General features: G+C 70.5%; 22 protein-coding genes and 2 tRNA genes. 7 read left to right on the top strand and 17 right to left on the bottom strand.

Annotated elements, in window-relative coordinates; genetic code table 11:
- Window positions 1-9: 9 nt before the first annotated feature.
- The 6 genes from pdxT to pgsA all read right to left on the bottom strand — a co-directional run bounded on the left by pdxT (window position 10) and on the right by pgsA (window position 5,095).
- On the bottom strand, window positions 10-615 hold the full coding sequence (pdxT, locus tag ACWIGU_RS35815; RefSeq protein ID WP_454405841.1) for a pyridoxal 5'-phosphate synthase glutaminase subunit PdxT: 606 nt from the start codon (window positions 613-615) through the stop codon (window positions 10-12).
- The gene (gene pdxS, locus ACWIGU_RS35810) at window positions 615-1,463 is read right to left on the bottom strand and encodes a pyridoxal 5'-phosphate synthase lyase subunit PdxS (RefSeq protein ID WP_356272560.1); all 849 of its coding nucleotides are present in this window, start codon (window positions 1,461-1,463) and stop codon (window positions 615-617) included. Before pdxS ends, pdxT begins: the two co-directional genes overlap by 1 nt.
- A 205-nt stretch (window positions 1,464-1,668) precedes the next feature.
- The gene (locus tag ACWIGU_RS35805; protein WP_454405840.1) at window positions 1,669-2,214 is read right to left on the bottom strand and encodes a hypothetical protein; all 546 of its coding nucleotides are present in this window, start codon (window positions 2,212-2,214) and stop codon (window positions 1,669-1,671) included.
- Window positions 2,215-2,313: 99 nt separating this feature from the next.
- The gene (locus ACWIGU_RS35800; protein WP_454405838.1) at window positions 2,314-3,522 is read right to left on the bottom strand and encodes a glycosyltransferase family 4 protein; all 1,209 of its coding nucleotides are present in this window, start codon (window positions 3,520-3,522) and stop codon (window positions 2,314-2,316) included.
- Window positions 3,519-4,424, bottom strand: a complete 906-nt coding sequence (locus ACWIGU_RS35795; protein WP_454405837.1) for a phosphatidylinositol mannoside acyltransferase — start codon at window positions 4,422-4,424, stop codon at window positions 3,519-3,521. Before ACWIGU_RS35795 ends, ACWIGU_RS35800 begins: the two co-directional genes overlap by 4 nt.
- The gene (gene pgsA, locus ACWIGU_RS35790) at window positions 4,421-5,095 is read right to left on the bottom strand and encodes a phosphatidylinositol phosphate synthase (RefSeq protein WP_454405836.1); all 675 of its coding nucleotides are present in this window, start codon (window positions 5,093-5,095) and stop codon (window positions 4,421-4,423) included. The genes ACWIGU_RS35795 and pgsA overlap by 4 nt, the downstream gene beginning before the upstream one ends.
- A gap of 271 nt (window positions 5,096-5,366) precedes the next feature.
- On the opposite strand from pgsA, the gene ACWIGU_RS35785 reads away from it, so the two are divergent.
- Window positions 5,367-7,574, top strand: a complete 2,208-nt coding sequence (locus ACWIGU_RS35785; protein WP_454405835.1) for an elongation factor G-like protein EF-G2 — start codon at window positions 5,367-5,369, stop codon at window positions 7,572-7,574.
- Window positions 7,575-7,765: 191 nt separating this feature from the next.
- The gene (locus tag ACWIGU_RS35780) at window positions 7,766-9,433 is read left to right on the top strand and encodes a hypothetical protein (RefSeq protein ID WP_454405834.1); all 1,668 of its coding nucleotides are present in this window, start codon (window positions 7,766-7,768) and stop codon (window positions 9,431-9,433) included.
- Between the two features lie 55 nt (window positions 9,434-9,488).
- Here ACWIGU_RS35780 and ACWIGU_RS35775 read toward each other — a convergent pair whose 3' ends face one another.
- Window positions 9,489-10,055, bottom strand: coding sequence for an HIT family protein (locus ACWIGU_RS35775; RefSeq protein WP_454405833.1), 567 nt, complete (start codon window positions 10,053-10,055; stop codon window positions 9,489-9,491).
- A 66-nt stretch (window positions 10,056-10,121) separates the two neighbouring features.
- Between ACWIGU_RS35775 and ACWIGU_RS35770 the strand changes: the two genes are divergently transcribed.
- Complete coding sequence (locus tag ACWIGU_RS35770; protein ID WP_454405832.1) at window positions 10,122-10,787, top strand: potassium channel family protein; 666 nt, start codon at window positions 10,122-10,124, stop codon at window positions 10,785-10,787.
- Window positions 10,788-10,818: 31 nt separating this feature from the next.
- Here ACWIGU_RS35770 and thrS read toward each other — a convergent pair whose 3' ends face one another.
- From thrS to ACWIGU_RS35755, 3 genes are all read right to left on the bottom strand, one after another.
- Window positions 10,819-12,795: a threonine--tRNA ligase gene (thrS, locus tag ACWIGU_RS35765; RefSeq protein WP_454405831.1), complete on the bottom strand. Its 1,977-nt coding sequence runs from the start codon at window positions 12,793-12,795 to the stop codon at window positions 10,819-10,821.
- A gap of 163 nt (window positions 12,796-12,958) precedes the next feature.
- Window positions 12,959-14,176, bottom strand: a complete 1,218-nt coding sequence (locus ACWIGU_RS35760) for a hypothetical protein (RefSeq protein WP_454405830.1) — start codon at window positions 14,174-14,176, stop codon at window positions 12,959-12,961.
- Window positions 14,177-14,254: 78 nt separating this feature from the next.
- Complete coding sequence (locus tag ACWIGU_RS35755) at window positions 14,255-14,821, bottom strand: DUF4365 domain-containing protein (RefSeq protein ID WP_356272315.1); 567 nt, start codon at window positions 14,819-14,821, stop codon at window positions 14,255-14,257.
- Between the two features lie 169 nt (window positions 14,822-14,990).
- Here ACWIGU_RS35755 and ACWIGU_RS35750 point away from each other — a divergent pair, with 169 nt between their 5' ends.
- Window positions 14,991-15,716, top strand: a complete 726-nt coding sequence (locus ACWIGU_RS35750; protein WP_454405829.1) for an exonuclease domain-containing protein — start codon at window positions 14,991-14,993, stop codon at window positions 15,714-15,716.
- Between the two features lie 75 nt (window positions 15,717-15,791).
- Here the strand turns inward: ACWIGU_RS35750 and ACWIGU_RS35745 are convergent.
- The 4 genes from ACWIGU_RS35745 to ACWIGU_RS35730 form a co-directional block, all read right to left on the bottom strand.
- Window positions 15,792-15,863: transfer RNA gene (locus ACWIGU_RS35745), tRNA-Val, on the bottom strand.
- 53 nt (window positions 15,864-15,916) lie between these two features.
- Window positions 15,917-16,363 (bottom strand): SRPBCC family protein, encoded by a 447-nt coding sequence (locus tag ACWIGU_RS35740; RefSeq protein WP_454405828.1) that lies wholly within the window; start codon window positions 16,361-16,363, stop codon window positions 15,917-15,919.
- 324 nt (window positions 16,364-16,687) lie between these two features.
- Window positions 16,688-16,759 (bottom strand) — tRNA-Val (locus tag ACWIGU_RS35735).
- An 85-nt stretch (window positions 16,760-16,844) separates the two neighbouring features.
- Window positions 16,845-17,291 carry a TIGR02611 family protein gene (locus ACWIGU_RS35730; RefSeq protein WP_454405826.1) on the bottom strand — a complete coding sequence of 149 codons (447 nt, stop codon included), beginning with the start codon at window positions 17,289-17,291 and terminating at the stop codon, window positions 16,845-16,847.
- A 190-nt stretch (window positions 17,292-17,481) separates the two neighbouring features.
- Between ACWIGU_RS35730 and ACWIGU_RS35725 the strand changes: the two genes are divergently transcribed.
- Both ACWIGU_RS35725 and ACWIGU_RS35720 read left to right on the top strand, forming a co-directional pair.
- Window positions 17,482-17,895, top strand: coding sequence for an SsgA family sporulation/cell division regulator (locus ACWIGU_RS35725; RefSeq protein WP_003959770.1), 414 nt, complete (start codon window positions 17,482-17,484; stop codon window positions 17,893-17,895).
- Between the two features lie 245 nt (window positions 17,896-18,140).
- Window positions 18,141-18,701 (top strand): CGNR zinc finger domain-containing protein, encoded by a 561-nt coding sequence (locus ACWIGU_RS35720; RefSeq protein ID WP_356272324.1) that lies wholly within the window; start codon window positions 18,141-18,143, stop codon window positions 18,699-18,701.
- A 13-nt stretch (window positions 18,702-18,714) separates the two neighbouring features.
- On the opposite strand, the gene ACWIGU_RS35715 is transcribed toward ACWIGU_RS35720, so the two are convergent.
- Both ACWIGU_RS35715 and ACWIGU_RS35710 read right to left on the bottom strand, forming a co-directional pair.
- Window positions 18,715-18,894 (bottom strand): hypothetical protein, encoded by a 180-nt coding sequence (locus ACWIGU_RS35715; RefSeq protein ID WP_454405825.1) that lies wholly within the window; start codon window positions 18,892-18,894, stop codon window positions 18,715-18,717.
- A 168-nt stretch (window positions 18,895-19,062) separates the two neighbouring features.
- Window positions 19,063-19,551: a hypothetical protein gene (locus ACWIGU_RS35710; protein WP_454405824.1), complete on the bottom strand. Its 489-nt coding sequence runs from the start codon at window positions 19,549-19,551 to the stop codon at window positions 19,063-19,065.
- 216 nt (window positions 19,552-19,767) lie between these two features.
- Here ACWIGU_RS35710 and ACWIGU_RS35705 point away from each other — a divergent pair, with 216 nt between their 5' ends.
- Window positions 19,768-20,289 (top strand): DsbA family protein, encoded by a 522-nt coding sequence (locus tag ACWIGU_RS35705; RefSeq protein WP_454405823.1) that lies wholly within the window; start codon window positions 19,768-19,770, stop codon window positions 20,287-20,289.
- Window positions 20,290-20,336: 47 nt separating this feature from the next.
- On the opposite strand, the gene ACWIGU_RS35700 is transcribed toward ACWIGU_RS35705, so the two are convergent.
- Window positions 20,337-21,161: a GNAT family N-acetyltransferase gene (locus tag ACWIGU_RS35700; RefSeq protein ID WP_454405822.1), complete on the bottom strand. Its 825-nt coding sequence runs from the start codon at window positions 21,159-21,161 to the stop codon at window positions 20,337-20,339.
- Window positions 21,162-21,209 lie beyond the last annotated feature (48 nt).

Raw genomic sequence — 21,209 nt, 5'->3', positions numbered from 1 at the left:
CCCGAGATCCTACAAGGACCCGGCCACCTGCTTCGCCCGCACCATGTCGACGAACAGCGCGTGCATCCTGTGGTCGCCGGTCAGCTCGGGGTGGAAGGACGTGGCGAGGGCGTTTTCCTGCCGTACAGCGACTATGTGCCCGTCGTACTCCGCGAGTACTTCGGCACGGGCGCCCACGGACTCCACCCAGGGGGCGCGGATGAAGACGCCCTCCACGGGGTCGCCCTCCACGCCGCGTACGTCGACCGCCGCCTCGAAGGACTCGTTCTGACGTCCGAAGGCGTTGCGGCGCACGATCATGTCGATCCCGCCGACCGTCTCCTGGCCCGAGCGCGGGTCGAGGATCTTGTCGGCGAGCAGGATCATGCCCGCGCAGGTGCCGTACACCGGCATGCCGTCACGCACGCGCGCGCGAAGGGGCTCCATGAGCCCGAACAGGACGGCCAGCTTGGAGATGGTGGTCGACTCCCCGCCGGGCAGGACGATGCCGTCCACCTCGGCCAGTTCCTCGGGCCGCCGCACGGGCCTGGCCACGGCGTCCGCCGTGGCCAGGGCGACGAGGTGCTCCCGTACGTCGCCCTGGAGCGCGAGGACGCCCACTACGGGAGAGGTCATTACCAGCCCCGGTTCGCGTAGCGCTCGGTCTCGGGGAGGGTGTCGCAGTTGATGCCGACCATGGCCTCGCCCAGGTTGCGCGAGGCGTCCGCGATGATCTTGGGGTCGTCGTAGAAGGTGGTGGCCTTCACGATGGCGGCGGCGCGCTTGGCCGGGTCGCCGGACTTGAAGATGCCGGAACCGACGAAGACACCCTCGGCGCCGAGCTGGCGCATCAGGGCGGCGTCGGCGGGCGTGGCGACACCACCGGCGGAGAACAGCACCACCGGCAGCTTGCCGAGCTCGGAGACCTCCTTGACGAGCTCGTAGGGGGCGCGCAGCTCCTTGGCGGCGGCGTACAGCTCGTTGTTGTCGAAGCCGCGCAGCTTGGCGATCTCGTTCTTGATCTGGCGCAGGTGGCGGACGGCCTCGACGACGTTGCCCGTGCCGGCCTCGCCCTTCGAGCGGATCATGGCCGCGCCCTCGGCGATGCGGCGCAGGGCCTCGCCCAGGTTGGTGGCGCCGCACACGAAGGGGGTCGTGAACGCGAACTTGTCGCTGTGGTTGACCTCGTCGGCCGGGGTGAGGACCTCGGACTCGTCGATGTAGTCGACGCCGAGCGACTGCAGGACCTGGGCCTCCACGAAGTGGCCGATCCGGGACTTGGCCATGACCGGGATGGAGACGGCCTCGATGATCTCCTCGATCATGTTCGGGTCGGACATCCGGGCCACTCCGCCGTCCTTGCGGATGTCGGCCGGCACCCGCTCGAGCGCCATGACGGCCACCGCGCCGGCGTCCTCGGCGATCTTCGCCTGCTCGGCGTCGACGACGTCCATGATCACGCCGCCCTTGAGCTGCTCGGCCATGCCGCGCTTCACGCGCGCGGTGCCGGTGGTTTCGACGAACTGGGGGGTGCTGGACACGGGTGACCTCGCTCGGTGGAAAAGGGGGGGTTGCTACTCACCAGAGGAAACGCCTCGCGACCAGTCCACATCAAGGGCCAATATCTGACCGGTGGCTCATTCTTCGCGAACGCGGCTGCCACCCCTGTGATGTGGTGGGCCTGCCGGCTCAGGTGGTGGGCCTGTCGGCGAGCGCGACGGGCGGCTCGTCGTCCATCTCGAAGGCCAGCGGGAACGGCGCATGGCCCGCGAGCCGGAACCAGCGCACCTTGCGATGCCTGCGCAGGGCGCGTGCGGCCCGTACGGCGTCATTGTGGAAGCGCCGGGCCATGGGCACCCTGCGGACGGCCTGAGCGAGCTCCTCGGCCGCGTCGGGGCCGCCCGGGGCGGCGCGCACGGCCTCCATCTGCCCTGCCTCGCCGAACACGGCCCGCAGCGCCTGGCTCAGCTCGCTCTCGGCGACCTCACGGTGGTCCTCCTCGGCCTGCCGTGCCGCGTGCGCGGCCTCGTACAGGACGATCGAGGCGGCCGGGTCGAGCACTTTGGAGGTGGCCAGCTCCTGCGCCACCGAGGCGCGGCGCAGCAGTTGGGCGTCAAGGGCCGCGCGCGCCGCGTCGATCCGGGCGTGCAGCCGGTCGAGGCGGCCGGCGGTCCAGCTCAGGTAGAGGCCGACCGCGATGAGGAAGACCGCGATCCAGATCAAAGTGGAGGTCACGGGCGCAAAGGCTACAGCCGTGCCCCGCAGCGGCGGTCAGCCGCGTACGGGACGGGAGGGACGTACCGGTTTGTGCGCGTGGCGCGCCGGTACGTCCCGTCAGTCGCGGGCGAGCCCGAACCGGGCCCGCAGTCCGCTGCGTTCGTCGGTGGCGACGGCCGCCGCGCCGGTGGTCACCGTCTCGTACACGGACAGGATGTCCGCCCCCACGGTCGACCAGTCGAATCGCCGCACGTGCTTGCTGCCGCGCTCCCGCAGCTCCTCGCGCCGGTCGGCGTCGCCCAGGAGGCGGACGGCCGATTCCGCGAGGGCGTCCGCGTCCTCGTTGGCGAACAGCTCGCCCGCGCCGCCCTGGTCGAGGACCTGCGCGAACGCGTCGAGGTCCGAGGCCAGGACCGGTGCGCCCGCCGACATGGCCTCGACGAGGATGATGCCGAAGCTCTCGCCGCCGGTGTTGGGGGCCACGTAGACGTCGACGCTGCGCAGCAGTCTGGCCTTGTCCCCGTCGCTGACCATGCCGAGGAACTCGACACGTTCGCGCATCTCGGCGGGCAGGCTCTCGACGGCCTCCTCCTCGTCGCCGCGTCCGGCCACGAGCAGCCGGGTCCCCGGCCGCTCGGCCAGGATCCTCGGCAGGGCCTTCATCAGGACGGGAAAACCCTTGCGGGGCTCGTCGATGCGCCCGATGAAGCCGATGGTCCCGCCCTCTCGTCTCCCACCACCGCCCTCGACCGAGCTACGCGCCCCTTCTGATTGCCACTCGGCCTTGGGCTCGGCGGTGGCGAAGAAGTCGACGTCGACGCCGTTCGGGATGACGACGGCGTCCCCGCCGAGGTGCTCCACGAGCGTGCGCCGCGCGTACTCGCTCACCGCGATGCGCGCGCTGATCTTCTCCAGGGCGGGCTGGAGGATCGGATACGCGGCGATCATGGCGCGGGACCGCGGGTTCGACGTGTGGAACGTGGCGACGATCGGACCCTGAGCCGCCCAGCAGGAGAGCAGCCCCAGCGACGGCGAGGCCGGCTCATGGATGTGGATCACGTCGAACGTGCCGTCGTGCAGCCAGCGCCGCACCCGCGCGGCGCTCAGGAAGCCGAAGTTGAGCCGGGCGACCGAGCCGTTGTACGGCACGGGGACCGCGCGGCCCGCCGAGACGACGTACGGCGGCAGCGGGGTCTCGTCGTCGGCCGGGGCGAGGACGGACACCTCGTGCCCCAGGGCGATGAGGTGCTCCGCGAGGTCGCGGATGTGGAACTGGACGCCGCCCGGCACGTCCCAGGAGTACGGGCAGACGATGCCGATCTTCACGGTCGGCGCTCCTCGAGGTCAGCGAGCCACAGGCGCTGCAGCATGTGCCAGTCCTCCGGGTGGTCGGCGATGCCGGTGGCGAAGGCATCGGCCAGCGCCTGTGTCATGACAGACGTCTTTTCGGCGCGGGTACCTGTCTCGGGCACCTCGATGGGCGGGTGGATGCGTCCGCGCATGACGGGCGACCCGTCGTACCAGAGGGTGACCGGGAGGAGCAGGGCGCCGGTCTGCTGGGCGAGTATCGCGGGGCCCGCGGGCATGCGCGCGGTGTCGCCGAAGAACTTCACCTCGACGCCGGACTCGGACAGATCGCGGTCGGCGACGAGGCAGACCAGGCCGCCGGCGCGCAGCCGGCGGGCGAGCGTGCCGAAGGCGGATCCGCCTTCGTGCGGCAGGACCTCCATGCCGAGGCTCTCGCGGTACGCCACGAAGCGGTCGTAGAGGGTCTCGGGCTTGAGCCGCTCGGCGACCGTCGTGAACGGGGTCTCCAGCTTCGCGGTGACCCAGGCGCCCGCGAGATCCCAGTTGCCCAGGTGGGGCAGGGCGATGATGACGCCCTTGTCGGAGGCGAGGCCGTCGGTGAGGTGGTGGACGTCGTCGACGTCGAACCCGTTCCGTACGCGGTCCGCGCTCCAGGACGGCAGCCGGAACGACTCCATCCAGTACCTCAGGTACGAGCGCATGCCCGCCCGGGAGAGCTGCATGAGGCGCTCTGGTGAGGCGTCGGGCACCACGCGCGCGAGGTTGGACTCCAGGCGCAGGACGCTCTTGCCGCGCCGCCTCCACGCCAGGTCGGCGATGGTGCGGCCGAGGCGGACGGCGACGGGCTCCGGGAGCTTCTTGACCGTGCTCCAGCCCGCCCCGTAAAGGGCGTCGACGAGTCGTTCGCGCGCGTTGCTCACGATGCGGTCCCGCTTTCCTGGGAGGCCTCGGCCGCGGCCTCCGCGTCGGCCTCGGCCGACTCCCTGCGGACGGTCACCATCCGCTGGATCAGCGTCACGAGGCTGCCCGCGGCGACAGCCCACAGGGCGATCGGCAGCACGATCTGGATACCGGGGACGCCGAACGCGTGCAGCCCCGCGAGGCCCGCGGCGACGAGGGTGATCACGAGGCGCTCGGCGCGCTCCACCAGGCCGTTCACCGCGACGGGCAGGCCGATGGCCTCACCGCGGGCCTTGGTGTACGACACGACCTGGCCGCTGGCGAGGCAGAAGATGGAGACGGCGCACAGCATGTTGTCGTCGCCGGATCCCGCGTACCAGAGGGCGAGGCCACCGAAGATCGCGCCGTCGGCGACGCGGTCGAGCGTGGAGTCGAGGAACGCGCCCCAGCGGCTGGTGCGGCCGAGCTGGCGCGCCATGTTGCCGTCCACGAGGTCCGAGAACACGAACAGCGTGATGACGATCGTGCCCCAGAAGAACTCCCCGCGGGGGAAGAAGACCAGTGCGCCCGCCACGACTCCGGCCGTGCCGAGGAGCGTGACCGCGTCGGGGCTGACCCCGCGACGGATGAGAAACGCGGCGAACGGTGTGAGGACACGCGTGAAAAATGCACGCGCGTACTTGTTCAGCATGGCCTTCCCGAGGGTCGGATGGCCGCGCGGCCCTTCTGGCCACCGGCTGGCCCATCGTAGTCACGCGCGCGTGTGGACGACCGCCGGGCACCCGCGTGCCCCGGGGAACCGCGTACGACGTATGGACGCGCCATGACCGGAGTGCAAAGCTCGAAGACACCGCGGGCGTCGTCGGAGCCGCCATCGCGGGTCCCGCGTGTCCGCGCCCAATGGGACCCCCTCTTCACAGCAGGGGTGCCACCTCACCGTGCAAGTAACCGGGAGGCAAGGCATGGGCGACAAGGCGAATGCACACCCCGGAGCCGCCGGCAGGGCTACGGCGGCCGACCACCCCTCGTCCGTGAGGAATGTGGTGCTGGTCGGCCACAGCGGATCGGGCAAGACGACACTGGTGGAGGCTCTCGCACTGACCGCGGGGGCGGTGAACAGGGCGGGCCGGGTGGAGGACGGCACCGCCGTTTCCGACTACGACGACATCGAGCACCGGCAGCAGCGGTCGGTGCAGCTCTCACTGGTGCCCCTCGAATGGGACGGGTACAAGATCAATCTTCTGGACACCCCCGGATATGCGGATTTCGTGGGGGAGCTGAGGGCCGGTCTGCGGGCAGCGGACGCGGCCCTCTTCGTCGTCTCGGCGTCCGACGGGCCCGAGACCATGGCGGGCGCGACGCGCATGGTGTGGGAGGAGTGCGCGGCGGTCGGCATGCCACGCGCCATCGTGGTCACGCATCTGGAGTCGGCGCGCTCCGACTTCGAACAGATGACGCGGACCTGCGAGACGTTCTTCGGCGGCGACGACCCGGACGCCGTCATCCCGCTCTACCTGCCGCTGCACGGCGAGCCGGGGCCGGACGGGCACGCGCCCGTGACCGGTCTCGTAGGCCTCCTGTCACAGCGTGTGTTCGACTACGCGTCGGGCGAGCGCAAGGAGTCCGAGCCCGACCCCGGTCAGCTGCCGCTCATCGAGGAGGCACGCAGCCGTCTGATCGAGGGGATCATCGCCGAGAGCGAGGACGAGACCCTCATGGACCGCTATCTGAGCGGCGAGGAGATCGACTACAAGACGCTGGTCGGGGACCTGGAGCGGGCCGTGGCGCGCGGTGTCTTCCACCCGGTGCTGGCCGCTGCGCCCGCGGCGCAGGGCGCCCGGCAGGGCATCGGCACGGTCGAGCTGCTCGAACTCATCACGGGCGGCTTCCCCACTCCCCTGGAGCGCGCGGCCCCGGTGGTCACCACCCCGTCGGGCGACGCGCGCACGGTGAACGTCTGCGATCCGGACGGTCCCCTGGTCGCCGAGGTCGTGAAGACGGCATCCGATCCGTACGTGGGCCGGATCTCGCTGGTACGGGTCTTCTCCGGAACCCTGCGCCCCGACGACACGGTGCACGTCTCGGGACACGGCCTCGCCGACCGCGGCCACGAGGACCACGACGTCGACGAACGCATCGGCGCCCTGTCGTCGCCGTTCGGGAAGCAGCAGCGCGTGCTCTCCCACTGCATCGCCGGCGACCTGGCGTGCGTCGCCAAGCTCGGCCGGGCGGAGACCGGCGACACCCTCTCCGCCAAGGACGACCCGCTGCTCATGGAGCCGTGGGACATGCCGGACCCGTTGCTCCCTCTGGCGATCCAGGCGCACAGCAAGCCGGACGAGGACAAGCTCTCGCAGGGCCTGTCCCGGCTGGTCGCCGAGGACCCCACGATGCGGCTCGAACAGAACCAGGACACCCACCAGGTCGTCCTGTGGTGCCTCGGTGAGGCGCATGCCGACGTCGCCCTGGAGCGGCTGCGCAACCGGTACGGCGTCCAGGTCGACGTCGTCCCGCACAAGGTCTCGCTCAGGGAGACGTTCGCCGACAGGTCGGCGGGCCGCGGGCGCCATGTGAAGCAGTCGGGCGGGCACGGGCAGTTCGCGATCTGCGAGATCGAGGTGGAGCCGCTGCCGAACGGCTCCGGCATCGAGTTCGTGGACAAGGTCGTCGGCGGCGCGGTACCGCGCCAGTTCATCCCGTCCGTGGAGAAGGGCGTCCGGGCGCAGGCCGCGAAGGGCGTGGCCGCGGGCCATCCCCTCATCGACGTGCGGATCACGCTGCTCGACGGGAAGGCGCACTCGGTGGACTCCTCCGACGCGGCGTTCCAGACGGCGGGCGCGCTGGCGCTGCGGGAGGCGGCCGCGGACGCGAGGATCCATCTCCTGGAGCCGGTCGCCGAGGTGCAGGTGCTCGTCGCCGACGACTACGTGGGCGCGGTGATGAGCGATCTGTCGGGGCGGCGCGGCCGCGTGGTCGGCACGGAACAGGCACCGGGGTCTCGCACGCTCGTACGGGCCGAGATCCCGGAGATCGAGATCGGCCGGTACGCGGTGGACCTGCGGTCGCTGTCGCACGGCACGGGGCGGTTCAGCCGGGCGTACGCGCGGCACGAGCCGATGCCCCCGCAGCTGGGCGACAAGATGCGCGAACAGGCCGAGGACGCTTCGTAGTTGGCCGTCCCGCGGCCGCCCGACAGCCAGGCCGCCCGCCCGGTCCCCTTCCGGGCGGGCGGCTTCGGCCGTCCCCTGACGGATGTCGGTGCGCCCGGATACGCTGAAGACCTGATCAAGCCGATGACCTGATCAACAGGTGTGCGGAGCAAGGAAGTCGGGAAAAGCCGCAGCAGCGAAGGCGCGCGGCGATGGGGGCGGCAGTGGCGGACGACGTATTCGACTTCAGGCCCGGGGCGCAGGTGCCGTTGCACGGCTCCGCGGGCCAGACCGCGGCCACATACGCCCTCGCTTCGGCGGCGTACCGGGACGCGAAGGTGGACGATCTGCTCGCCGCCAACAGCGAGTGGCACAAGTCCGATGTGAAGAAGGGCATTTGGTCTCTGGCCGCGCCGAATCTGGGCGAGGCGTTCTCGCGGGCCGTCCAGGGCCGGCTGCTCGGCGGTGCCCGCAAGCCGCTCATCCAGTCCTTCGGCACCGAGCCGCAGGTCGTCGTGGAGCACTGTCTCGCGGCGAACCGGATCCGTAAGCAGCGCGACAGCTGGCTCACGGCCGTGATGACGCTGTGCGGCCTGCTCTTCCTGCCCGGCCTGATCGTCTGGCTGCTCGTCTTCCAGGTCCGCCGCATGATCGGCAGCCAGGAGAACAAGCGCATGGCCGCGCTGTTCACGGCGCTGATGGTGGCGGTCGCCGCCGTCGCCGTGATCTTCATGGTCAAGCTGCCGTTCACGGGCTTCTGGGCCTGGTATCTGCGGGGGGCGATCGTGGCGCCCGTGGTCGGCTGGCTGTGGGCCCGGCAGATCTGCGAGCGCACGGCGCAGGACATGCGGGAGCGCTGGGACAGCCTGCTCGCGGGCGGCGGCATCGGCGCCAAGATCCCGGAGGCGGTCCCCGGCAGCCCGGGCGAGACGGCCGCCGAGCAGCTGCGCCAGAGCCTCGCCAAGCTGACCGCGGAGCAGCAGTCGAACGCCGTGTTCTACGCGGGCCCCAAGGGCATCCTCGGCATGGGCACCCGCTGGGGCAGCTGGCAGCTCGCCGAGGAGCTGATCCCTCGCGACGAGGGGGCGGAGATCCACCCGTTCCGCAGTTGGGACGTCATACGGGCGGTCCACGACAAACTGCGGCTCCTGGAGCGCGGCCCGCTGCACACGGGCGGGTTCCCGACGCCGTCGATCAAGCACTGGATCGTCTCGCCGATCGGGGAGAACGCGAAGAAGGTGGCACGCCCCAGCGGCACCGACGTCGAGGCCTTCCAGATCAAGAACCACGAGATACAGCGGATCGGCAACGAGCAGCAGTTCGGCAGCGGCGACCGCCACTATCTGGGCGTGCAGTTCACGCTCTGGGACGGCCAGTTGGTGATCACAATGCTGATCACGGTGACGGTGCTGCACGAGACGCTGCGCATCGAGGTCACGGGCCATGCGCTCGGTCCGGTGCACTCCCTGTTCACGACGAAGCCCGAGCCGAAGACGAAGGAAGTGGCGAAGGCCATCAAGTTCTGGGAGACGGTGGAGAAGAAGCTCCCCCTCATCGAGCCCGACGAGGTGGTCCGCCTCGCGGTGCGCGCGCCGTTCACCTGGTACCCGCCGCTCCTGGACTTCATAGGCGGCAAGCTGATCCTGCCCGAGCCCTTCGGCCTGCGGCACGCGTGGGCGGACAAGCCGTGGCGCCACCGCTTCATGGCGGACGACGCGCTGCGCACGGCCACCCCGGTCCTGCGCGTGGTGCACGCGGCGGCGATCAAGGTGCTCGAGGAGAACGGCGTGGACACGGAGAAGTTCGGTACGCGCTCGTCTTTCCTCAGCAACCTGGTCCAGGCCCCGACGCCCACGAACGCCGACGTGTACGACGCGTAGCCGGGCGCGGCCGGCCCGGGGCGTACACGCCCAGGGCCGGCCGGTCACGATCGGCTCAGTCGGCGTCCGGCCAGGCCTTGGCGAGCGCGGTCCTGGTGTCGCCGAGCAGCTGCGGCAGCACCTTGGTGTGCCCGACGACGGGCATGAAGTTGGTGTCGCCGCCCCAGCGCGGAACGATGTGCTGGTGCAGGTGCGCGGCGATACCGGCCCCCGCGACCGTGCCCTGGTTCATGCCGATGTTGAAGCCGTGCGCCCCGGACGCGGTGCGCAGTGCGGCCATCGCACGCTTGGTGAAGAGGGCCAGCTCGGCGGTCTCGCCGTCGTCCAGGTCCGTGTAGTCGGCGACGTGCCGGTACGGCAGCACCATCAAGTGCCCGCCGTTGTACGGGTAGAGGTTGAGGATCGCGTAGACGCTCGCGCCGCGCGCCACGATCAGCGCTTCCTCGTCCGTCATGCCGGGTGCGGCGCAGAAGGGACAGCCGTCGTCGGCTCCCGGTCCGGTCGGCTTGTTCTCCCCCTGGATGTAGGCCATCCGGTGCGGCGTCCAAAGGCGCCCGAACCCGTCCGGCTCACCCACCGGCCCCGTGTGCTGCTCCGGCTCACTCGTCATGAGATGCAGCATATGGCTTCGCCCGTTCGGAGCGTGTCGGCGGGGCAGGTCCCGGTCCCCGGCCGCGATCCTTGACCGATGGACGAGAGACGGCGGACGCCGTGGGAGCACCGCATGGAGACCCCGCTGACGCTGGCGTCCCTGCTGTTCCTCGCGTCGTACGCGGTCAGAGTCCTGGGGCACGGGCTTCCGGACGCGGTGCGCGACGCGTGTCTCGCGGTGACCTCCGCCGCCTGGGCGGTCTTCGCGCTGGACTTCGCCGTCCGGTGGCGTCACAGCGGCAAGGGGCTCTCGTTCGTGCGCCACCACTGGCTGGACGCGGTGGTCATGATGCTGCCGCTGCTGCGCCCGCTGCAGGTCGTGCGGACCTACGACGCCGTGCGGCGGCGGCACGCACAACCGCGGCTCAGCCTGCACGCGCGCGTGGCGACCTACGCCGGGATGTCCGCCACGCTGCTCGGATTCGCGGCGGCACTGGCCGTGTACCAGGTCGAGCGCGGGCAGCCGCACGCCACGATCCGTACCTTCGGGGACTCCGTTTGGTGGGCCTGCTCGACGCTGGCGACCGTCGGATACGGGGACGTGGTGCCGGTGACCCCGCTCGGGCGTCTGGTGGCGGTGGCTCTGATGGGGTGCGGTGTGGCGCTGCTCGGAGCGATCACGGGCGCGTTCTCGTCCTGGATGTTCCAGGTGTTCAGGCGCGACGACGAGAGGCCCCCGGGGGACTTCCCGGGGGCCTCCTGATGTCGTACGTCGCTGCCGTCAGCGGCGGGCGTCAGACCTGCACGCGCTCCTCGACGACCTTGACGATCTTCTCGATCGCCTCGTCGACCGGGATGCCGTTCTCCTGCGAGCCGTCGCGGTAGCGGAAGGAGACGGCGCCGGCCGCCATGTCCTCGTCGCCCGCGATGATCATGAACGGCACCTTCTGCTTCTGCGCGTTCCTGATCTTCTTCTGCATACGGTCCGACGAAGAGTCCACGTCGACGCGCAGCCCCTTCCGCTTCGCCTTGGCCGCGAACTCCTCGAGGTAGGGGATGTGCGCGTCGCCGATCGGGATGCCGACCGCCTGAACCGGCGCGAGCCAGGCCGGGAAGGCGCCCGCGTAGTGCTCGAGGAGCACCGCGAAGAACCGTTCGATGGAGCCGAACAGCGCGCGGTGGATCATGACCGGGCGCTGCTTGGTGCCGTCGGGGCCGGTGTACTCCAGGTTGAAGCGCTCCGGCAGGTTGAAGTCGAGCTGCACGGTCGACATCTGCCAGGTGCGGCCGATGGCGTCCTTCGCCTGGACGGAGATCTTCGGGCCGTAGAAAGCGGCGCCGCCCGGGTCCGGGACCAGCGGGAGGCCCTGCTTCTCGGCGACCTGGCGCAGCGTCTCGGTGGCCTCTTCCCAGATCTCGTCGGAGCCGACGAACTTCTCCGGGTCCTTGGTCGAGAGCTCCAGGTAGAAGTCGGTCAGGCCGTAGTCGCGCAGCAGCCCGAGGACGAAGGTGAGCGTCTTGTCGAGCTCCTCCGCCATCTGCTCCTTGGTGCAGTAGATGTGCGCGTCGTCCTGCGTGAAGCCGCGGGCGCGGGTCAGGCCGTGCACGACGCCCGACTTCTCGTACCGGTACACGGTGCCGAACTCGAAGAGGCGCAGCGGCAGTTCACGGTAGGAACGCCCGCGCGCATCGAAGATCAGGTTGTGCATCGGACAGTTCATGGGCTTGAGGTAGTAGTCCACGCCCTCGTCGAGCTGCATGGGCGGGTACATGCCGTCGGCGTACCAGTCCAGGTGGCCCGAGGTCTCGAAGAGCTTCCCCTTCGTGGCGTGCGGGGTGTAGACGAACTCGTAGCCCTCCTCCTCGTGCCGGCGGCGCGAGTAGTCCTCCATGACCCGGCGGACGATGCCGCCCTTGGGGTGGAAGACGGCCAGACCGGAACCGATCTGGTCGGGGATGGAGAACAGGTCCAGCTCGTTGCCCAGCTTGCGGTGGTCGCGCTTCTCGGCCTCGGCGAGGAACTCCAGGTGCGCCTTCAGCTCGTCCTTCGACGGCCACGCGGTGCCGTAGATGCGCTGGAGCATCGGGTTCTTCTCGCTGCCGCGCCAGTACGCGGCCGCGTTGCGCATGAGCTTGAACGCGGGGATGTTGCGCGTGGTCGGCAGGTGGGGACCGCGGCAGAGGTCCTTCCAGCACAGGTCACCGGTCTTGGCGTCGAGGTTGTCGTAGATGGTCAGCTCTCCGCCGCCCACCTCGACATTCGCGCCGTCGTCCGTGGATGCGGAGCCCTTGATGCCGATGAGCTCCAGCTTGTACGGCTCGTCGGCCAGCTCCTCGCGGGCGGCCTCGTCGGTGACGACGCGGCGCGAGAACCGCTGCCCGCGCTTCTGGATCTCCTGCATCTTCTTCTCGATGGCCTTGAGATCCTCGGGCGTGAAGGGCTTCTCCACGTCGAAGTCGTAGTAGAAGCCGTCCTTGACCGGCGGGCCGATGCCCAGCTTGGCGTCGGGGAACAGCTCCTGCACGGCCTGCGCCATCACGTGCGCGGTGGAGTGGCGCAGGATGTTCAGGCCGTCCTCGGAGGAGATCTCGACGGGCTCGACCTCCTCGCCGTCCTGCACGGCGTACGCGAGGTCCTTCAGCTCGCCGGCCACACGGGCGGCGACGATGGTGCGCTCGCCGGCGAAGAGCTCGGCCGCCGTAGTGCCCGTCGTCACCACGCGCTCTTCCCGCTCGGAATCGCGTTGGATGATCACACGGACGTCTGACACCGGACTCTCCTGCCTGAAGGGGGCGCGCGATGTTCTGGCCACGCGCGCAATACACAGGGGATCGTACCGAGCCCGGGGCCCGACTCGCGAAACGGTGTCGACACCGCCCGCGCCACGTTCCCCGCGCACACACCGGGAACCCCCGGCTCACGAGCCCGTGAGCTCAGTCGTCCCCGCTGCACGCCTCCTCGAAGAAGTCCAGATTCTCCTGGAGCGACTTCATCAGCCGGTCCCGCTCGGCCTCCTCGACCTGTACGGGCACCACGCCGCTCGCCCCGGTCAGCCGCCGGAAGCCGCCCCGGCTCTCCAGCCGCCCGTGCACCCTGATCGGCAGCCCCACGAGATGCGCGTGCCCCGCCGTCCGGTACGCCTCCTCGTCCAGCGTCATCCGTACGTGCGGCACATCGGCGCCCCCTATGACGTGCAGCCGCACCGTGCCCTCGCCGCGCGGCCGCGATCTGCGCATGCGCACGACGGTGCCGGTGATGCGGACGGCGATGGAGGGCTCGGACTGCAGATAGCGGGCGCTCGCCTCCCGCAGCACGGCCAGGTCGCCGGGCGAGAACTCGACGGGCTCGTCCCCGGCCGTGCACTCGTCGGGCACGCCGGCCGCCGGTGACCACTCGACGCCGACCCGGGCCCCCTCCGTGCCGCGGACGAGGGCGACGAGCGCTTCGACGAGCTCGTGGCTCACCCCCGCCTCGACGGCGCCGTCGAAGGCGTCCATGCCGCCGGTGGCCCGCCGGTAGTCGATGGCCTCGCGGGCCGCGTACAGCGCCTGGTGGAGACGGACGGCGAGCGTGCGGCCCGCGGCGACGGGCACGAACGCGGTGAGTCTGCGCCCGCCTGGGGCGTCACCGACGAGGACGGTCTCCAGCGACGCGGCGGCGGGCCTGCGGTGGCGCGCGCCGTAGTACCCGGCTTTGCTCCGGGCGGCGAGCGCGGCGGCCAGCAGCATCCGCCGGGCGGCGGCGCGCAGTTGCTCCTCCACCGGCCATGCGGTGCTTCCCGCGGGCCCGGCCGGCACATCGCGCCACCAGCGGATCTCGTCGCTCGGCACGGCGAGCGAGACGAGGACCTCCCGCGCGGAGTGCGACCCGCTGCGCTCCAGCGCCTCGAGCGCCTCGCCGAGCAGGTCGTCGCTGTCGGGGAAGGCACGGCTCTCCGGTACGAGCAGGCTGGTGCGCCCCGAGGCGCCGGGCAGCGTCCAGCGCACATAGCGCCCGGTGGCGCCGCCGCGGCGCTCCCAGCCGTGCCGGTCGAGCAGTGCGTTGAGCACGACCGGGTCGACCTGCTCCGGGCCGGGGCCTTCGAGGTCGGCGGGGTGGGATCGGGCGGTGTTCAGGGCGCGCAGGCGCTCCTCGGTCGGGCGGTGCTGCATCAGGGTCTCCCTCCCTGTCCGTCAGGGCCTCCCGCGCGTGGCCTTCAGGCGTCCCGCGCCTTCGGGGCGTCACGCGCTTCAGGGCCTTCCGCCCGTCCCGATCCGCGTCATGATCTCGCAGAGCGCACGGTCGTCGAATATCCGCGAGGTCGGGATGCGCACGGTGGTGCGGCGCCGGCCTGTCACGGGATGGCCGGCCAGGTTGATCCAGTAGCAGCAGTGCCGCAGGTCGAGCCGGTCGTGGCCGGCCCGCAGCCAGTCGTCCTGCGAGCGCGGCACGATCATCACGACCAGGATCTTGTGCACCGACACCGGTGTGCGGGCGAGCTTCTCCAGATGCGCGTTGTCGAGCGTGAAGGAGAAGGACGGCCCCGGCGGCTTCGGCGGGATCTGGTACGTGCACTTGAGCTGCACCTTGATGGTGACCTCGTCGTCGACCGTGTGCCCGGGGGCGCTGTGGCTGACGTGCCAGTCGATTCCGTTGTCGGGGAATGGCTGAGAGAGCGAACAGCCCGCGGCTGCCGCTACGGCGTGCAGATAGCCCACCTGGAGTGTCTCCATGCAGGCGGTGGTGGCGAGTGTGCCGCGCGGCGGTGCGATCCGCTCGGGCAGCAGCCCACCCTGTTCGGGCTGCGCGAGCGCCATGTCCAACTGGCCTTCCGAAACAGGTGAATCCCCTGGGCGGGTCTCTGAACTGCCGTGACCCGTATCTGTGTTGTCTCCGGTCGGCGTACGACGCAAACAGCCCGGGTATCACCGAAACGGGCAGCCGCGAGGGGTCATCTGCCAGGTGTGAACGAGGAGTTGCATTGACATGACGTGCTGGTACGAGGGTCCTCTGGCCGCCTTCGACACCGAGACCACCGGCGTGGACGTGGAGAGCGACCGCATCGTGTCGGCCGCGATAGTGGTGCAGGACGCCGCGGGCAGCCGGCCGCGCGTCTCACGCTGGCTCGTGAATCCGGGGGTGCCGGTGCCGGCCGGGGCGACGGAGGTGCACGGCCTGACGGACGAGCACCTCCAGCGCAACGGCCGCTGGCCGGCCCCCGTCATGGAGGAGATAGCCAGGCTGCTGGGCGAACAGGCCGCGGCGGGCCGCCCGCTGGTGGTGATGAACGCGCCGTTCGATCTGACGCTCCTGGACCGGGAGTTGCGGCGCCATCGCGCGTCCGCGCTCGGCCGCTACATGGAGAGCTCATCGCTGTGCGTCCTCGATCCGCGCGTCCTCGACAAACACCTGGACCGCTACCGCAAGGGCCGCCGCACCCTGACGGACCTGTGCGCGCAGTACGAGGTGGAGCTGGAAGGCGCACACGACGCGGCCGCCGACGCGCAGGCCTCCCTGGAGGTCGTACGGGCTGTGGGGCGCCGTTTCGCGTCCCGTCTGGAGCGGCTGTCCCCTGCCGAACTGCACACCCTTCAGGCGGTCTGGCACGCCGCGCAGGCGCGCGGGCTCCAGGCGTGGTTCGCGCGCAGCGGCAATCCGGAGACGGTGGATCCGGCGTGGCCGATGCGCACGGAACTGCGGGAGGCCGCCTGAGAGTTGCCCGTCCGGGCTCGGGCCCCGGGCACAGAAAAGCCGGTCCGTCTGCTGACGGACCGGCTTTCTTCCGGGTGGGCGATACTGGGTTCGAACCAGTGACCTCTTCGGTGTGAACGAAGCGCTCTCCCACTGAGCTAATCGCCCGGGAACGGGTTGAACCATACAGGCCCCGGCGGGTTTCCATCAAACCGGTTCGGTCAGCGCCGCCGCAGATACGCGACGAGGCCGCGCCGCCCGGCCCGCATCATCAGCGCGTGGTTGACGAGGAACACCGGCCTGCCGACGAGGGCGAAGCGCCGCAACAGGGGTTTGCACACCTCCACCTCCTGCTCGTACAGCGCACGCGTGCCGCCCTCGTGCGCGCGCACGGTCCACCGCGCCCAGCCCTCCAGGTCGCCGGACATGGTGATCTCCAGGACCCCGGCCCCGGGGTCGCCGCGCAGGGCGGCGGCCGTCACGAACAGGTCGTACGGCAGGAGCGAGCGGAAGCGGGCGGTGCCGCGCCGCTCGTCGAGTGGGGTCGCCTCGCGCACTTGGGGCCACCACAGGGGATAGTCCTCGCCGCGCTCGAGGACCGCGAACACGTCGGCGGGCTGCGCGGGCAGGTCCCAGACGCTGCGGAAGCGGTAGTGGCTCCAGTCCATGCTGCGAGTCTGCCCCGATACGGGGCGGCTCACGTGAACGTGAATTGACACGACGGCGCCGGTCATTGATTCACCGTCAGAACTCCGGATTCCGCGCGAAGTCCGGGAACTCTGAAACGGGGTCAGGTTCGTCCGGGCGTCGAATTACCCAAGGCGTCTCGCCGGGTTATCCCCTGCGTCCGAATGGATTATGGGATTCCTGTTCCGGTCGCCGGACACCAGGGGCGTTCCCGCCATCAGAAAGCGCTTGCCGATCGTGGTGGCCACACACGGAAACGCCGAGGGCCCCGGAGGCTTGTAGCCTCCGGGGCCCTCGGTCCGGGGTGGGCGATACTGGGTTCGAACCAGTGACCTCTTCGGTGTGAACGAAGCGCTCTCCCACTGAGCTAATCGCCCGGGCGCAGAGAGAACATTACCGCATGTCAGCGGGTGCTCCGACCAGCCCTGACACCCCCGGCGCGACCCTCGCGGGCCACCCCGCTCACTCCTTGATCTTCCACGGCATCTCGAAGCCGAACTTCCACACGTAGATCCCCACGAGCACCGCGATGATCACGACGCCGACCGACGTAAGGATGATGTTCCGCCGGCGCACCGCCGGGTCGAGCGCGCGCTGCGTGGCCTCGGTGACCTTGCGCTTCGTCCAGCGGAGCACGAGCTGCGCCCAGACGAACTCGGTCGCCCAGATCGCCATGCCGCCGAAGATCACCAGCCAGCCCGGGCCCGGCAGCGGCAGCATGATCACGCCCGCCACCACCACCGCGAGCCCGACCACGAAGACGCCGACCTGCCAGCTCAGGTGCAGGGCCCTGCGGGCCTTGATGAACGCCGGCGCCCGCGAACCGAGCCCCGGCTCGGTCTTCGCCCCGTCCCCCGTCGTCGCGGCCACGGATTCGGACTCGGCCGCCTCGTCACTCCCCGTATTCATACAACCAAACCTACCCGACGGAATCGCGTCACCGGAATGGACGCTCCGGAACAAGAAACACTCCGCCGTCCGAGCTACCTAAAGCCACTCAAAACACTCAGAGGGGTTTACAACGGCACCGTAGGTGGCATGTCGATTTCGCCGACGTGCGAATCCCCGAGCGCACACTGAGCGAAAGGCCCTGGCGCTTATGAACACCACGGTCAGCTGCGAGCTGCACCTGCGCCTCGTTGTGTCGAGCGAGTCCTCACTGCCTGTACCCGCAGGACTGCGGTATGACACGGCCGATCCCTACGCCGTGCACGCCACCTTCCACACCGGAGCAGAAGAGACGGTCGAGTGGGTGTTCGCCCGCGATCTGCTCGCCGAGGGCCTGCACCGGCCCACCGGCACCGGCGACGTCCGAGTCTGGCCATCCCGTAGTCACGGCCAAGGCGTCGTCTGCATCGCTCTGAGTTCCCCTGAGGGCGAGGCTCTGCTCGAAGCCCCTGCGAGGGCGCTGGAGTCGTTCCTGAAGAGGACCGACGCGGCCGTGCCACCCGGCACGGAACACCGCCACTTCGATCTCGACACGGAGCTCTCACACATCCTGGCCGAAAGCTAAGGCCTGGAGCCGACGCCGGCGCACCGCCGGAGTCACGCACCGCGAGAGCCGCTCGATGCCGTCCACTCGGGGAGACGGACGAGCCACAACAACTGCATACGGCATACACCGGCGCCGCCACCGTGGGATCTTCCACGGGGGCGGCGTCGGCGCGTCCACGGGCAGGCGCCACACAGCCGACCGGACCTATAACATCGGCCAGCATCGGCGGGCACAGGCCCGACCCCCAGGCCAGGGAGCAAATCGTGCTGATCACCCACGACACCCGGTGCGCCCTCGACACCGTGGTGGATCTGGTGAACACCGCACCGGACGACGAACAGGCCGCCGACGGGCTGGCCGATCTGGCAGCCCTGGGCGAATTCGTACGAAAGAACGACATCAGCGACGTCGGGATCCTCGCAGAGCGTGACCTCGACGCCGTACAGAGCGTGAGGGCACGGTTCGCCGCCGTGTTCGCGGCGCCCGATCCGCACGCCGCGGCCTCGCTCATCAACGAGCTGGTCGCCGCCGCGGGCACCACGCCGCGTCTGACCGACCACGACGGCTACGACTGGCACGTGCACTACTTCGCGCCCGGCGCGTCCGTCGCCGACCACCTCGCGGCCGATTGCGGGATGGCGCTCGCCTTCTTCGTGGTCGCCGGGGAACAGGAGCGGCTGCGGCGCTGCGAGGCCCCGGACTGCCGGCGGGCTTTCGTGGACCTCTCGCGCAACCGGTCCCGCAGGTACTGCGACAGCCGCACCTGTGGAAACCGCTTGCACGTGGCGGCGTACCGGGCGCGCCGCAAGGAGGCGGCGGGCTGACCCGCCCGCGCTCTCACAGCACGAACAGATCGTGCAGCGAAGCAAGGAGCAGCAGGCAGCCGATCACCGCCAGAAAGATCATCAAGGGCGGCTGCGACAGTGCGAAGAGGCAGCCTCGGCGTTCGTCGGCCTCGAAGGCGTCGTGCCGCTCGTCGGCGTGCGGGGCGGAACCGCCCTGTGTTGTGTCCAGCATCTCGCGGCGATGATGACGCAGTCGGCGCACCGCAGTCGATCAACACGCTCAAAAGAAGCGGGGGTTCGCCGGATCCCGTGACGAGGGTGGTAGGAGCTCGACCGGAAGGAGTCCGGCAGCTTCCGCTTTCAGGCCGAGGCCGACCGACCGCGGTCGAGGGTCCTCGGGTCAGATCCCGTGCTTCTTCAGAATCGCCTCGATGTCGCTGAAGTCCTCGGAGGCGGGCTTCGCGGCGGGGCGGGCCGCCGCGGGCCGGGTGGTCTGGCCCAACGAGGGAGCCGAGGCGGCGGGCGCGACGGCCTGGGCCTCGGCGGCGGCCTTGGCCGCCTTGCGCTCCTTACGGGTGCCACCGCTGCGACGCTCGACCGCGCGGGTCACCATGAACAGGAGCCAGGCGCCGCCGAGCACGACGAAGCCGGCCCACGCCGTCGGGCTGAACGCGGTGTCCGCCAGCCAGCCGACCGCACCGGTCATCACCAGACCGATCGGCACCAGCGAATAGGCGGCTATGCGCGCGGCCGCGAGGAAACGCTTCCGGTACGCCGTGACCGCGGCGATGCCCAGCCCGGCCACGGAAACGGCGGAACAGACGGTCTCGGCAATCATCCGGTCCTCCAGGCACAGGCAGCGGGCGACGGAGCGTTCCGTCCCCTCCATCGTGCACCGCCCCGGGGTCCGGAAGCCACGATCCGGGCGGACCTCAGGGACATTTCCGGGTACGGCCTCCTCCGCAGGTCCCGGTCCGGGGGCTCTCAGGGATCTTGCCCGGAGTCCTGCCGGGGTTCTGCCGGGGGGCCTGCCGGGGTCTGTTCAGGGGGCGTGTTCAGCAGGTGCCGGTTGGGGTCCCCGGCGCCCGACTGGAAGACTGGTCCCATGAACGACGCCTCTCCCGCCTCCGCCCCTCAGGGCCGCCCCGTCCTCGACGTCTGGTGCGAGCTCCAGTGCCCCGACTGCCGCACCGCTCTCGACGACGTGCGCGCGCTGCGGGCCCGCTACGGCGACCGCATCGACCTGCGTCTGCGGCACTTCCCGCTGGAGAAGCACAAGCACGCCTTCGCCGGCGCGCAGGCCGCGGAGGAGGCCTTCGAGCAGGGGCAGGGCTGGCCGTACGTGGAAGCGGTGCTCGGCCGCGTCGAGGAGTTGAGCCGCAAGGGCGAGCCGTTCCTCGTCGAGGTCGCGGGTGAACTCGGTCTGGACGCCGAGGAGTTCGACACCGCGCTCGTCGACGGCCGGCACATCCTGATCGTCGACGCGGACCAGGCCGAGGGCAAGGCGATCGGCGTGACGGGCACACCCACGTACGTCATCGACGGCGAGCGGCTCGACGGCGGGAAGAGCCAGGACGGCCTGCGCGAGCGCATCGAGGAGATCGCCGACCGGCTGCTCGGCTCGTAGCTCCAGGCCCTGCCCCTGCCCCTGCCCCTGCCCCTGCCGCGAGCCGCTCAGAGCAGCGGCTTGTACAGGTGGAACTCGGTCGCCCGGTATCCGAGCGACTCGTACAGGCGGACGGCCGGGATGTTGCCCGCGAAGACGTTGAGCCCCAGGCGGGCGGCGCCCGCGGCGCGCGACTCGGCCTCCGCGAGGAACATCAGCGAGCGTCCGTGGCCGTGCCCTCGGTGCTCGGCCGCGACCTCGACGTCGTAGACGTAGGCGCTCTCGCCGCGCAACGCGACCCACAGCGTGCCGACGACCGCGCCGTCCGTCTCGAGCACGCTCAGGACGGTGTCCCGCGTGGCGAGCCCTTCCCCGAGCGCCGCGGCGTGATCGACCTCGGCCTTGGCGCGCGCCTGGGCTTCCGGGACACCGCGCTCGACCAGGCTGCGTACGTACCCGACACGCGTATGCGCTTCCCATGCCGTGAACTCGGGGCCGGTCATACGCCGCCCCGCGCTGCCCGCAGGAAGCGCGGAGGGCTCGGCGGGGAGGTCCTTCTCCATGTTCCGGTTGCGCTCGACGTAGCCGAGGGCGGTGGCCAGGGCGAGGGCACGCTCGGCCGGTGCGGGGACCGAGACCTCGATCCTGCCGCAGCCCCAGCCGCGCGCCACCTCCTCGGCGGCGAGGGCGGCGACGGTGCCGCGGCCCCGCCCGCGGTCCGGCTCGTCGATCCGAAGATCACGGATCCGGGCCACCCGCTCGCCGTAGACGGGATGAGTGTCCAGGCGCAGCTCGCCGACGGGGCGGCTGTTCACACACACCTGGTAGTGGCGTGACCGCGTCCCGTCGGCGTCGCGCTGAAGCGGCTCGGTCGGCCGCAGAGTGGTGGTCATCAGGTGTGTTCTACCCGCCCTGTGACCACCCCGTCACCCGGATTAGGA

This window comes from Streptomyces sp. NPDC055400 (genome assembly GCF_053644375.1).
The sequence above is the reverse complement of the archived record's forward strand: the minus strand, read 5'-3'. Positions and strand labels throughout refer to the sequence as shown.